The sequence below is a fragment of the Alicyclobacillus shizuokensis NBRC 103103 genome (genome assembly GCF_001552255.1).
GTDB lineage: Bacteria > Bacillota > Bacilli > Alicyclobacillales > Alicyclobacillaceae > Alicyclobacillus_G > Alicyclobacillus_G shizuokensis.
In genome coordinates this window covers 40,604-53,306 of sequence record NZ_BCQV01000011.1, presented here as the reverse complement: position 1 = coordinate 53,306, position 12,703 = coordinate 40,604, and the positions used below count along the sequence as shown (strand labels likewise).

Genomic DNA, 12,703 nt, shown 5'->3' with positions numbered 1-12,703 from the left:
ATGGCCGAACTGCAGACGATTCGCTTTCGGTTGAACGGACGGCCGGTGGAATTGGCGGTGCAGCCGTACGAGACCCTGGTGGAGGCTCTGCGCCGCGGGTTCCAGATGTACAGTGTACGCGAAAGCTGCGGCCAGGGATTGTGTGGGTGCTGCACCGTGAATGTGGACGGCCGGGCCGTTTCGGGCTGTCTATATCTGGCGGTGTTGGTGGACGGCTGCGACGTCCAGACGGTCGAGGGACTGGGGACGCTCAATCAATTGTCGCCCGTGCAGGAGGCGTTCGTGGAGTGCGAAGGGTTTCAGTGCGGGTTCTGCACCCCTGGCATGATCATGATGGCGACGCAGTTGCTGCAGGAGAATCCGGACCCGACGGATGAGGAGATCAAGCACTACATGTCCGGAAACCTCTGCCGCTGCGCGGCGTACCCGGAGATCATTGCCGCTGTGCATCGGGCGGCGGAGAAGCTGCGCGCCCAGACAGCGGCTGGAAATACTCCAGCGACTGCTATCATGGCGCAGCGCTAGGCCAAGACGTGTTCCCTGTACGACTCGCCGCTTGTAGACGAGTCGTACAGGCGACGGTTGCAGCTAAGCGGCATTGCGACACACCGTTCAGAACAGAAAGAGACGGAATGTTCGAGTATTAGGCAAGAAAATATGGAATCAGGAGGGTACAGCCATGAGTCAAATGAGTGCCACACTGGCCACCGATGCGGTCCCGTGGTACAGGTCGATAAGCTCCAAGCAATGGTATGTGCTGATGGCGTCCAATTTAGGCTGGATGTTTGACGGATATGAGACGTATGCCTTGATCTTGACGATTGGAGTCGCGTTGAAGCAACTGCTTCCTGCCGTACAGACGAATTCGGTTCCATTGTACGCCGGGACCACCATTGGCCTGACGCTGTTGGGATGGGGCCTAGGGGGCATCGTCGGGGGCATACTCGCCGATTACATCGGACGCAAGCGCGTCATGATGTTGTCCATTCTGTCCTATGCCGTAATGACCGGCATCAGTGCCATCGCTTGGTCGTGGCCATCTTTCATTTTCCTCCGCTTTTTGGTTGGGTTGTGCATCGGATCGGAGTGGGGCACAGGAACTTCCATGGTGGCCGAGGTGTTTCCGGCGAAAACACGGGCAAAAGCGGCAGGAATTATGCAGTCAGGTTTGGGGATTGGTTTTTTCGTGGCTTCCCTGATCTGGTTCTTCGTTGGCAATATGGGGCCAAACGCATGGCGGATCATGTATTTGATCGGTGTGTTGCCGGCGCTCGTGCTGTTGTGGCTGCGCCGGAACGTGGACGAATCCATCAGGTGGGAGCAAGCTAACGCCCTGCGCAACCATGTGCGCAGAAAGGTGGAGAGCGGCGCGGCTGTTTCCGACGAAGAAAAGACCTACGCTTTGTTCACGATGAAAGCGCTTTTCTCAAGCAAGAATTTAAGAAAGGGGGCCCTATTGGGCCTGCTGATGTCGCTCACGACCACGGTTGGTTGGTGGGCCATCTCGTCCTGGGTGCCGGCATACATCGGAGCGGTCGCTGCGACGCATGGGCTGTCCACCACGCATTGGTCGAGCCTCAGTGGCATGATCTACAATGTCGGCGCCATCCTGGGGTATGTTATGCTTGGCTTCATGGCTGATGCCTGGGGCCGGAAGAAGACGACGCTGATGTACTTTGGCCTTTCACTTATTTTGACACCTGTGCTGTTCCTATGGGTGCACAACCTGAGTTGGCTCCTGATTCTCACCGCGATCAACGGGGTTTTCACCCTTGGCCAGTACTCGTGGATGCCCGTATGGTTGCCGGAGTTTTTTCCCACAAGTATCCGGGCCACGGGTGTTTCGTTTGTTTTCAATGCCGCCCGGTTTGTCGCTTTTCTGGGGCCGTTATGCTCGGGCTACTTGATCACCATCTTTGGTGGATACAGCCTGGCAGCGACTATCATTGGCTTGATTTACGTACTGGGATTTGTGTGCGCAATTTTCTGTGTGGAGACGAAAGGAAGACCACTGCCAGATTAAGGAGATTCGCTGGCCACATTGCTTCATCATTTTTGGTGGCCGCTGATGTCACCCCCTCGACCGTGGCGAACACCTTCTCTTATGCGAGTATGCGAGTTTGGTGGTGGCAGATGATAGGAGCATCAGCGGGAACCAAGACGAGCTTGGAAACTGGCGGATCGGAGACCGCTGGGGGAGCACCCCACGGCGGTGTTTCTCATGGCGGCGCCCTGTTCGTATAATGGAAGCGAACTGGCCGATGGGTCGCGGCGCTTCATGCGCATGGCACCATCCTGCCCGGTGCCAGCCAGACTTCGTTGTGGGGGTGCAGACGCGTGCGTGCGCAGGAAGCGGTATTAACCATAGATTTGGGCACATCCGCCTGCAAGGCCATGCTGTTTGGCGCAGGTCTTGACCCACTGTACGAAGTGACCGTCCCGTACCCCCGACAGGTCACGCCCGACGGGGAGGCATGTCAGTCACCCGACGATTGGATACGCACCCTGCAACAGGCGGTCTCCCGACTTCTTGGCGAGGCTCCGCCCGCAGCTGTGCGGATGATTGCCCTGACGTCCCAGCGAGAGACGGTGGTGCCGGTGGGAGAGGACATGCGTCCGCTCGCGCCCGCTCTGCTGTGGCTGGACGGACGCGGAACGGCCGAGGCCGACGCCCTGCAGGACGCCTTCCAAGGCCGAGTGCGGGAGTGGACTGGGCTCGCCCCAGGAGCCGCGTATTCGGCCGGCAAAATCCTCTGGTTGCGCCGCCGGTGCCCGGATGTGTTCTCGAAAGCCCGCTGGTACATGCAGCCGAAAGACTACATCTTATATTGGTTGTCGGGAGAGGTGGCCACCGACTGGACCCTGGCTGCCCGTACCCTGCTGTTCGATATCCACCGGCTGGCGTGGCGGCCGGAACTGCTCGAGGCCTGCGAAGTGGGTTTGCACCAACTACCACCGGTGCACTCGCCGCAGGAGACAGTCGGCCGACTGTCACGCGCAGCGGCTGAACAACTGGGCCTGTCGCCCGGCATCCCCGTCCTGATTGGCGGCGGGGACAGGCCATGTGAAGTGCTGGGATCCGGAGTGCGGCCGCGGGAAATCATGGAGTCGTCCGGAACCACCAGCAACATGTCCTGCGAAGTGGAACGCATTGTCCAAGAGGAATGCCTGAGCTGCACTCCGCACGTGTTGGACGGCAGGTGGATTCTGGAGCAAGGGATTTCCGCATCCGGGGCTGTGCTGGAGTGGCTGACGGGTTTGCTTGGGGCATCCACGCCCGATGTGCAGCATCTTGAGTGTGTTCTGCAGTCGGTGCGGCCCGGGTCTGCCGGTGTTCTGATGCTGCCGTGGTTCATGGGGCGCAAAGGGAGTTCTGTGACCGCCGGCGCCACCGGGGTTATCGGCGGCTTGACGCTGGGGCACCAGCCCGAACACCTGGTGCGGGCCGCATTGGAGTCGATTGGCTATGAACTGCGGGCCGTGTTGGAGCGGATGCGTCAGTATGTGGAGCCCGTCCAGGCGGTGCGCGTTGTCGGCGGGATGGCGGGGAACCAGGCCTGGAACCGCATGAAGGCCTCCTTCTACGGGGTGCCTGTGCACCAACCGAGGATCCGGCACGCCGCCGCCTACGGCGCTTTTTTATTGGCCGCCCGGGCCCTGGGCTGGGTGACCGAAGAGGAGATGCGATGCGTCAACCCCGTGCAGGAGGAGTATGTTCCGGATTCGCGGGAGCAGGAGGTGTACAGGGCCGGGTTCGCCGCCTATCAAGCGTTTGCGGCCGGCATGCGGACAGTCTGGCCGCGTTTGGACGCTTACCGTCAGCAGACGATGCGGGACGAGGGCGCCGGAGTTGACGGCGACGTGTCCAAGGACCACCCGTGAGGCTGCGGGGATTCGATAATTCATGTTGACTTTTGCGGGATAGTGAGGTTTTCTTGAAGGGCAGGCTGCTGGGTTCAGGAAAGGAAGATTGACCGTGCTAGGGGAGATGCGCCAGCGGAAACTGAAGGAGATTTTGCTAAGGGAAGGATCCGTACGCATTTCGGATCTCAAGAGTCGGTTTGGGGTGTCGGAAGAGACGGTGCGCCGCGACCTGCGCAAGCTGGAGTCGGAGGGACTGGCGAGGCGTACCCACGGCGGTGCGATGCTGGCGGAGCCGGTGCATGTGGTGCCGCCGGCGCAGCAGCGCATGCATCAGAACGTGCCAGAAAAAGCGGCGGTGGCTGAGCGAGCGGTCGACTTCATCCGCGACGGCAGCACGGTGATGCTGGACAGCGGCACGACCACGCTGGAAATTGCGCGGCGGCTGGCGGCGCGGCCGGTGACGGTGGTGACCAACGACCTGATCATTGCCGCGGAGCTGTCCACGTCGGTCCATGTGCAATTGGTCATGCTGGGCGGCACTCATCAGCGCGGCACTCCCTGCGTCGTCGGTCCGGAATGCGTGGAGATGATTGGGCGTTACCACGTGGACGTGGTGTTTCTCGGGGCGGGCGGGGTGTCCGTCAGCCAAGGCCTGACCACGGCTTCCAGCGCGGAGCGGCAGATCAAACGGGCCATGATGCAGGCCGGGGATGCGGTCTACTGCGTGGTGGATGCGAGCAAGTTGGGGCGAGCGGCCTTGGTGTCGTACGCGCGCGTGGACGAAGTGGACGGCATCGTGATGAACGCGTCGGTCCCGGACGAGGCCGTGGATCCGTTTAGGCGGCAAGGAGCACAGGTGATTCTGGCGGAAACGGCAGAGACCGAGAGAGGGGGCTGACGCATGGCGTATTCGGACAGGGTGGAGCGGGTCCGGTCGATGCTTGAGGAGCAGGGTTGGGACGGATTGATCATCCAGCGGGCGATCAATTTGGCCTGGCTGTTTGGCGGAAGATTCCACGTCAATGTGGCGACCGAACAGGGGTTGGCGGCGGTGTTCATCAGCCAGGAGCGGATAGAAAGCGCTGTCAGCAACATTGAGCAGGCCCGGCTCACGGCGGAGGAAGGCCTGTCCGCCGATTCGGTCCATGTCTACCCATGGTACGACGAGGCGGCGCGGCAAGGGATTGTGCGCAGGTGGCGTGACGGGCGCCGGGTCGTGACCGACACTGAGGTGGCGGAAGCGATGCGGCGTATGCGCATCCAGTTGGACCAGGAGCAGGTGGAGGTATATCGTCAGTTGGGACGACGGACCTCCTGGGCGGTGGAGGAGGCGTGCCGTTTGGCCCGCGCGGAGGACACGGAGGCTGATTTGGCGGCCCGCGTGGCTGCTCTCTGTGCTTCCCAGGGGTTGGACGCGGTGGTGCTCTTAGCCGCCGGCGAGCGCCGGGCAGGCCTGTATCGCCATCCGCTGCCGACACCCGAGCGGCTGGGGCGGTACGCTATCGTGTCGCTGTGTGCCCGAGGCGGCGGCCTGGTGGCCGCGACGACGCGGACCGTCGCCTTTGCCGGGCTGCCGGAAGAGCTGGCCCGCCGATATGAAGCTGTGCTGCGCGTGGAGGCCAGGATGCTGGCGGCGACGGGTCCCGGCGTGCCGCTGGCCGACGTCGTGCGCGAGGCGCAGGCCGCGTACGCGGCGCAGGGATTTGCCGACGCCTGGATGGAGCATCACCAGGGCGGACTGATTGGGTTCCAATCGCGCGAGGTGCGTGCCGACCTCGGACAATCGCTGCCCGTGCCCCGCCTCGCGGCTGTCGCCTGGAATCCCTCGGTGGCCGGGGCGAAAGTCGAAGACACCTTTCTGGTCAGCGAATCCGGCCGTGAATGGTTGACGGGCACGCATCACTACCCACAGACAGAGGTGCAGGGGGACCAGGTCACGTTGACGAGGCCGTGGATATTGGTGAAAAATGCGTAGAACCGGTTGAGAGATTATGTGGTATAATCCAACATGATGCCACAAAGCAACAGAGAGCCGCTGCCGCGCTTTGGGCGCGCACCCAAGAGCCTGGCAGGCGGCATCTGTGCGCATGGGCCAGGGAGGCGAGTGGATGCCGGTGATGGAGGCGGCCGCGCGGCGGGCCCTGCGGATTCACGCGGAGGATAACGTCGCCGTGGTCTTGGAAGCGGTTGCGAAAGGTGATGCGGTGGAGCTGGCGGAAGGACAACTGACGGCCCTTGAAGATATCCCGCGCGGCCACAAGATTGCGCTCAGCGATGTGGCGGCCGGGCAGGACATCATCAAGTATGGCCACCCCATAGGGCGGGCCACACAGCCGATTCGCCGCGGTGCCTGGGTGCATACGCACAACGTGCAAACGAAATTGGGAGACAAGTTGTCCTATCAGTATACGCCGAGCCTTTCCCAGGGCCGCATGGAAGAGAATCTGGAGGCCTTGCCGGACGTGTTTGAGGGCTACGTGCGCGAGAACGGCGATGTGGGCATTCGCAACGAGATCTGGGTGCTGCCCACCGTCGGTTGTGTCAACAAAATGGTGGAGCGTCTGGCACAGGCGGCGCATGCCGAGTTGTCCGGATCTGGGATTGACGGCGTCTATGCCTTCCCCCACCCGTACGGCTGCTCGCAGCTGGGGGATGATCTCGGTTATACGCAAAAGGCGATTGCCGGGCTCGTCCGCCACCCCAACGCCGCTGGGGTGCTGGTGGTCGGATTGGGTTGTGAAAATAACCAGATAGACCTGTTGAAGGCCCAGCTTGGCGATGTCCCGACAGCCAAGGTCCATTACATGGCGCTGCAGAGCGTGCAGGATGAGTTCGAGGCGGGCCTTGCGCACCTGCGCGAGCTGGCCGGCTACGCCCGCCAGTTTCGCCGCACCTGGGTTCCGGTGGCCAAGTTGCGCATTGGGCTCAAGTGCGGGGGATCCGACGGATTTTCGGGCATCACGGCCAATCCGCTCGTGGGCAAGGTGGCTGATCTGTTTACAAATCGCGGGGCTGCGGCGCTGTTGACCGAGGTTCCGGAGATGTTCGGCGCGGAGACGATGCTCATGAACCGCGCGCAGGACGAACGGACGTTTGCTGACATCGTGCAACTCATCAACGATTTCAAGGACTACTACATTCGGCACAACCAGGTTATTTACGAAAACCCTTCTCCCGGCAACAAGGACGGCGGCATCACGACGCTGGAGGAAAAATCGCTGGGCTGTGTGCAAAAGGGCGGGCACAGCCCCGTGACCGCCGTGCACGCGTACGGGGAACCGGCCCACGGTGGGGGGGTGCAGCTGGTGCAGGCGCCGGGGAATGACTTGGTTTCCGTCACCGCCTTGGCCCTGGCCGGAGCGCAGTTGGTGCTGTTCACCACCGGGCGCGGCACCCCGTTCGGCGGCCCTGTGCCCACACTCAAAATTGCCACCAACAGCGACCTGTACGCGCGCAAGCGTCACTGGATGGACTTTGATGCCGGTCGCCTCGTCAGCGGGGCGTCGATGATTGAGCTGGCGGCCGCCTTGTATCGGCAGGTCGTCGATGTGGCCTCGGGCTTGTCGCAGACCCAGAATGAGCGGTTCGGGTACCGTGAAATCGCGATTTTCAAAGACGGGGTGACGCTGTAGCCATCAAGGCTGCAAGCGGAGCCGAGGCCAAAAGTCCACCGCTACGCCCAGGTGGCGAGAACGGGGCACGTTCAGGCCGCGCGGGTCACGGCGCGGCCGCAGCAGAAATGGAGGGATGGCAACATGCTGTTGGTCAAGTCTCAGGAGTTCACCGGGTACCGGGAGTTGGTCGGGAGCACGAACCCAGGCGGACTGCGCCTCCTGCGCTTCGGCGTCCTGCGTCTGGGCCCGGGCGAGCGGCATCAAGGCCAGTTTGCCGATGTGGAGACGGTGTTGCTGCTCTTGTCCGGCCAGTGCGAGGTCGAGGTGGGAGGTGCAACCTACCGCAGCCTCCAGCGCAGTGACGTGTTCGCGGAGCGGGCAACCGCGGTCTACGTGCCCGTGCGCGCATCCTTCACCGTTTCCAACACTGGGCCCGGGCCACTTGAGGTCGCGGTCTGCCAGGCTCCCGCCAGCGAGGAGCATACACCGTTTGTGGTTCGGCCGGAGGAGGTCAAACCGCGCCTGGTCGGCCGGGATAACTACAGCCGCTACGTGCATGACGTGGTGGTCAAGGAGGCGGAGGGCAAGGTCCAACGCATCATCGTCGGCGAAACCTTCAACCTGCCGGGCAACTGGTCGAGCTATCCACCGCACAAGCACGACGATTACCAACCCGGCGTCGAGGCGTGTATGGAAGAGGTGTACTACTACCGCCTGAAACCGCGGCAGGGCTTCGGACTGCAGGCGATTTACACGAAGGACCGCTCCTTGGACGAAGTGCACCGGGTGGAGCACGGAGACGTGTTCTTGATACCGCGTGGGTACCACCCGGTGTGCGCGGCAGCCGGTTACGAGCTGTATTACCTGTGGGTCATGGCCGGCGACATCGACCGCGTCATGATTCCGCATGACGATCCGGACCACGCCTGGGTCCACAATGCCTGACGGACGGCACAACGTGTTACCCGTCAGAGCAAAGTGCCGTCGCGACATGGAAAGGAGGTCGCTCGGTGGAGCGTTTGTCGATGCAGTGGTTGAAGCAACACCAGCCGGATCGGTATGAACGGGTGAAGAGTTGGCCGGAGCGCATCATCCAGTTTGGCGAAGGCAACTTCCTGCGCGGGTTTGTCGACTGGTTGGTGGACGAGCTGAACGAGCGCGGACACTTTGGCGGCCGCATTGTCGTGGTGGCGCCGCGCCGCAGCGGGGCCGACAATGTGCGCCGGCTCAATGCTCAGGACGGGCTGTACACGGTCTGGCTGCGCGGGCTGGAGAACGGTCGGCGGGTGGATGAGGCGCGCGTCGTCACGTCAGTCAGCCGCGCCCTCAATCCGTACACCGATTGGCGGCAAATCTTACGCTTGGCCGAAGCGCCAGAAATCGATATCCTGATCTCGAACACCACCGAGCGCGGGCTGGTATACGAAAGCGAGGCGCACCATCCGGGGCGGCCGCCCGAGTCGTTCCCCGCCAAGGTGACGGCGTACCTCTATCACCGCTATCAACACTTTGCCGGCGACGAGCAGGCTGGGATGACGCTCATCCCCTGTGAGCTGATTGACGACAATGGGGATGAGCTGCGCCGTTTGGTGCTGCGACACGCCCGGGAGTGGGGGCTGCCGCAGGCGTTTTCGGATTGGGTGGAGCGGGCCAATCGCTTCTGCAACACGCTGGTGGATCGCATCCTACCGGGTTATCCGAACGCGACGGAGGCGGAGGGCTTATTTGCCCGGATGGGTTATCGGGATGAGCTGTTGACCGTTGGCGAGCCCTATCACCTGTGGGCCATCAGCGGCGACGAGCGGCTGCCCTCCCGCTGGCCGTTCGCCAGTCTGGGTTTCAACGTCCATATGGTGGACGATGTAAGCCCGTTCCGGCTGCAGAAGGTGCGCATCCTCAACGGACTGCATACAGCCATGTCGGCTCTGGCGCTGCTGGCCGGCCGACAGACGGTGGGTGAGGTGATGGCCGACGCGGATTTCTCGCAGTTCGTCAAAGGGCTGGCCGAAGCGGAAATCATCCCGGCTCTCGATGGGGAATCACTCCCGTCGTCCGTCTTGCAGTCGTTTGCCGCCCAGGTGTTCGAGCGCTTTCAAAACCCGTATCTGAAGCACGAGCTGTTGAGCATCACCCTCAATACCATCGCCAAGACGCGGGTGCGCCTGGTGCCGACGCTGACCGCATATGTCAGCCGTTACGGCGCGCTGCCTCCGCGCTTGGTCTGCGCTTTGGCCGCGCTGTTGATGTATTACCCGCGGGCTCGGGTCGAAGGTTGGCCGATTCGGGACGATGAGCGGCAGGTGCAGGTTTTGCTCGACGCCTGGGAGAAGGAACCGGAAGTGGGGCTCCTGGCTGTCGTTGAGGCGCTCTTGGCGCGGGAGGAGCTGTGGGGAGTGAACCTGCGGAATCTGTCGGGCTTGGCCCCTGCCGTCGCCGAAAACATCCGAGCGATTCAATCGGAGGGGGCGGAGACGGCGGTGCGCCGCGCGGTACAGGTGTTCGCGGCTGGATATGATCAAGGGAGGTTTCAGACACGGTGACAGCGCGGCGCGTATTGACATTTGGAGAACCGCTGGTGGCGATGGTCCCCAGTCAACCCGGCGCCTACAGCGAAGGGTCGCCGCTCACTCCGTACGCGGCCGGGGCGGAGCTGAACACGGCTGTGGGTTTGGTCCGGTTGGGCGTCGAAGCGGCGTTCGCCGCGGCCGTCGGCCGAGACCCGTTCGGCCAACTGCTGATTCGCCAGGCCCGGGCGGAAGGCATCGACGTGCGCTGGGTGCAGGAGTCGGAGGCTCCGACCGCTTTGTTGTTCAAACAGTGGAGCGGGCTTCAACAGGCGACCTCGGTGTACTATTACCGTTCCACGTCTCCGATGGCGCAGGGACTCTGGGACGTGCGCCCGCTCGCCCGGGAAGTGGCGGCCGGGCGTTACCGCTGGGTGCACGCGACCGGCATCACTTGGATGCTCGGCGCCCAGGCCAAGGCGGCGGCCGATGACCTGCTGGGCGCGGCCAGGACTGGAGGGTGCACCGTGTCGTTTGACGTCAACATCCGCTACAAGCTGGCCGACGAGCCGTCCTGGAGAAGCTTGGTGGATCACGTCCTGCCCTGGTTGGACTGGTTTTTCCTCGGCGATGAGGAGGCGATGGCCCTGTTTGGCACCGCCACGGCGGACGCCGTGGAGGAGGCGGCACGTGGGCTTGGATTTTTGGGCCGAGGGGTTGTGGTCAAATGTGGGGCCCAGGGTGCCCAGGTGAGCGAAGGCGGGTGCCTGACCCAGGTCCCCCCCTGTCCGGTGCCGCGTGTGGTCGACACGGTCGGGGCCGGGGATGGCTTTAACGCCGGCTTTATCGCCGGCCTGATGGAAGGCTGGCCCACCGAGCAGGCGGCGCGCCTGGGAGCGGTGGTCGGCGCCTACGCGGTCACCCGGGTCGGCGACCATACCGGCTATCCATCCCGCGCCGAGGCGTTGGCGGAGCTGGAAGGAACGAAAGGGGTATGGAGATGAGGAGCCAAACGACGGGGCGATTGGTTGAGCGGATCGGCCAGGTGGGCGTCATCGCTGTGCTGCGCCGACTGCCCAGCGACGCCGTGCACGGGGTTGTGGAGGCGTTGTTGGAAGGGGGCGTGAAGGCGGTCGAATTGACGATGGATACACCGGCTGCGGCCGAGGTGATAGCCGCCCTCCGGGATCGCCTGGGCGGGGAACTGCTGCTCGGTGCGGGAACGGTGATGACGACAGGGCAGGTGCAAGAGGCGATGGCGGCCGGGGCGGACTTTCTCGTCGGCCCGCATTTTGATCCGACGTTGGTGCAGACGGCGCGGGAACAGGGTCACTTGTACATACCGGGCATCCTTACGGCCAGCGAGGCGGCCAGCGCGCTGCGGACGGGGGCGGAGGTGCTGAAACTGTTCCCTGCAGGACCGCTCGGTCCAGGGTACCTGAAAGACCTGCTGGGACCGTTTCGCGGTACGCTGTTTGTGCCCACCGGCGGTATCCGGCCGGATGAGGTGGGGGCTTACCTGGCTGCCGGCGCCCTGGCGGTGGGCGTCGGCAGCGCTCTGACCCCCCAAGACGCGGTGGCCGCAGGGGACTTTGCCCGCGTGCGGGAACTGGCGGCCACAGTCGCCAGGCAGGTGGAGGAGGCGCGCCGGGGATGAAAATGTCGTTCCGGTGGTACGGTCAGGAAGATCCGGTCCGCCTCTGGCAGATCCGCCAAATCCCCGGCATGGTGGGCGTCGTCAGCGCACTCTACACGGTCCCGGTCGGTGAGGTGTGGCCGGTGGAACACATCACCGCCCTGAAACGGGAGATCGCCGAGCAGGGGCTGGAGTTGACGGTGATTGAGAGCGTGCCTGTGCACGAGGACATCAAGCTGGGGCGGCCGACCCGCGACCGTTACATCGAGAACTTCATTGAGACTGTGCGCCGGCTAGGACAAGCCGGCATCCGGACGGTCTGCTACAACTTTATGCCGGTCTTCGATTGGACCCGGTCCCGCCTGGACTATCGATTGCCGGACGGATCGTTGACGTTGGCGTACGACGAGGAAGAGGTCGCGCGCATGAACCCGCTCGGTGGGGAGTGGAAGCTGCCGGGATGGGACGCCAGCTACGGCGACGACGAGTTGGAGGGCCTGATGCGGGCGTACCGGGAGGTCGACGCCGAGGCGCTGTGGAGCAACCTGGCGTACTTCATCCGGGCGGTGGCCCCGGCGGCCCAGGAGGCGGGGGTGAAGCTCGCGGTGCACCCGGATGATCCACCCTGGTCTGTGTTCGGCCTGCCCCGCATCCTCTGCGACGGCCCGGGCCTGCGTCGGGTGCTCGACCTGTGCGATGTCGCCAGCAACGGGTTGTGCGTCTGCACCGGGTCTCTCGGCGCCAGCCCGGATAACGATGTTCCGTCGCTGCTGCGGGAGTTTCTGGCGCGGGGGCGCGTTCACTTCGTGCACGCGCGCAACGTGCGCGTGACCGGGCCCAGACGGTTTCACGAGAGCGGGCACCAAAGCGCGGACGGATCGGTCGATATGTACGAGGTGATGACGGCCTTGGCCGAATTCCACTATGATGGGCCGATTCGGCCGGACCACGGGCGCATGATATGGGGGGAACAGGGCCGCCCCGGCTACGGGTTATACGACCGGGCGTTGGGGGCGGCCTACCTGAACGGGCTGTGGGAGGCGGTCCGCCGCCAGCGCACAGGCGCCTGAACGCACACGCCGGGG

General features: G+C 63.6%; 11 protein-coding genes. All 11 read left to right on the top strand.

The window, feature by feature from the left end:
• The 11 genes from ASH01S_RS05895 to ASH01S_RS05845 all read left to right on the top strand — a co-directional run bounded on the left by ASH01S_RS05895 (position 1) and on the right by ASH01S_RS05845 (position 12,688).
• On the top strand, positions 1 to 525 hold the full coding sequence (locus tag ASH01S_RS05895; RefSeq protein ID WP_067925046.1) for a (2Fe-2S)-binding protein: 525 nt from the start codon (positions 1 to 3) through the stop codon (positions 523 to 525).
• Between the two features lie 154 nt (positions 526 to 679).
• Positions 680 to 2,023: an MFS transporter gene (locus ASH01S_RS05890; protein ID WP_217996299.1), complete on the top strand. Its 1,344-nt coding sequence runs from the start codon at positions 680 to 682 to the stop codon at positions 2,021 to 2,023.
• Positions 2,024 to 2,337: 314 nt separating this feature from the next.
• Positions 2,338 to 3,882 carry a xylulokinase gene (locus ASH01S_RS05885; protein ID WP_067925043.1) on the top strand — a complete coding sequence of 515 codons (1,545 nt, stop codon included), beginning with the start codon at positions 2,338 to 2,340 and terminating at the stop codon, positions 3,880 to 3,882.
• Between the two features lie 94 nt (positions 3,883 to 3,976).
• The gene (locus tag ASH01S_RS05880; RefSeq protein WP_067925040.1) at positions 3,977 to 4,762 is read left to right on the top strand and encodes a DeoR/GlpR family DNA-binding transcription regulator; all 786 of its coding nucleotides are present in this window, start codon (positions 3,977 to 3,979) and stop codon (positions 4,760 to 4,762) included.
• 3 nt (positions 4,763 to 4,765) lie between these two features.
• Complete coding sequence (locus ASH01S_RS05875; RefSeq protein WP_067925037.1) at positions 4,766 to 5,839, top strand: M24 family metallopeptidase; 1,074 nt, start codon at positions 4,766 to 4,768, stop codon at positions 5,837 to 5,839.
• Positions 5,840 to 5,981: 142 nt separating this feature from the next.
• Positions 5,982 to 7,496 carry a UxaA family hydrolase gene (locus ASH01S_RS05870; RefSeq protein ID WP_067925098.1) on the top strand — a complete coding sequence of 505 codons (1,515 nt, stop codon included), beginning with the start codon at positions 5,982 to 5,984 and terminating at the stop codon, positions 7,494 to 7,496.
• A gap of 123 nt (positions 7,497 to 7,619) precedes the next feature.
• Positions 7,620 to 8,423, top strand: a complete 804-nt coding sequence (iolB, locus tag ASH01S_RS05865; protein WP_067925034.1) for a 5-deoxy-glucuronate isomerase — start codon at positions 7,620 to 7,622, stop codon at positions 8,421 to 8,423.
• Positions 8,424 to 8,488: 65 nt separating this feature from the next.
• Positions 8,489 to 10,018, top strand: a complete 1,530-nt coding sequence (locus ASH01S_RS05860; RefSeq protein WP_067925032.1) for a tagaturonate reductase — start codon at positions 8,489 to 8,491, stop codon at positions 10,016 to 10,018.
• Positions 10,015 to 10,986 (top strand): sugar kinase, encoded by a 972-nt coding sequence (locus ASH01S_RS05855; protein WP_245628946.1) that lies wholly within the window; start codon positions 10,015 to 10,017, stop codon positions 10,984 to 10,986. Before ASH01S_RS05860 ends, ASH01S_RS05855 begins: the two co-directional genes overlap by 4 nt.
• Complete coding sequence (locus tag ASH01S_RS05850) at positions 10,983 to 11,639, top strand: bifunctional 4-hydroxy-2-oxoglutarate aldolase/2-dehydro-3-deoxy-phosphogluconate aldolase (protein WP_067925029.1); 657 nt, start codon at positions 10,983 to 10,985, stop codon at positions 11,637 to 11,639. The genes ASH01S_RS05855 and ASH01S_RS05850 overlap by 4 nt, the downstream gene beginning before the upstream one ends.
• A complete protein-coding gene (locus ASH01S_RS05845; RefSeq protein ID WP_067925027.1) occupies positions 11,636 to 12,688 on the top strand; it encodes a mannonate dehydratase in 1,053 nt (350 codons plus the stop codon). Before ASH01S_RS05850 ends, ASH01S_RS05845 begins: the two co-directional genes overlap by 4 nt.
• Positions 12,689 to 12,703: the final 15 nt, after the last annotated feature.

Excerpts from the sequence above, each read along its gene's own strand:
- ASH01S_RS05895 (WP_067925046.1), top strand. The coding sequence starts at position 1 with ATGGCCGAACTGCAGACGATTCGCTTTCGGTTGAACGGACGGCCGGTG.
- ASH01S_RS05890 (WP_217996299.1), top strand. The coding sequence starts at position 680 with ATGAGTCAAATGAGTGCCACACTGGCCACCGATGCGGTCCCGTGGTAC.
- ASH01S_RS05875 (WP_067925037.1), top strand. The coding sequence starts at position 4,766 with ATGGCGTATTCGGACAGGGTGGAGCGGGTCCGGTCGATGCTTGAGGAG.
- ASH01S_RS05870 (WP_067925098.1), top strand. The coding sequence starts at position 5,982 with ATGGAGGCGGCCGCGCGGCGGGCCCTGCGGATTCACGCGGAGGATAAC.
- iolB (WP_067925034.1), top strand. The coding sequence starts at position 7,620 with ATGCTGTTGGTCAAGTCTCAGGAGTTCACCGGGTACCGGGAGTTGGTC.
- ASH01S_RS05850 (WP_067925029.1), top strand. The coding sequence starts at position 10,983 with ATGAGGAGCCAAACGACGGGGCGATTGGTTGAGCGGATCGGCCAGGTG.
- ASH01S_RS05845 (WP_067925027.1), top strand. The coding sequence starts at position 11,636 with ATGAAAATGTCGTTCCGGTGGTACGGTCAGGAAGATCCGGTCCGCCTC.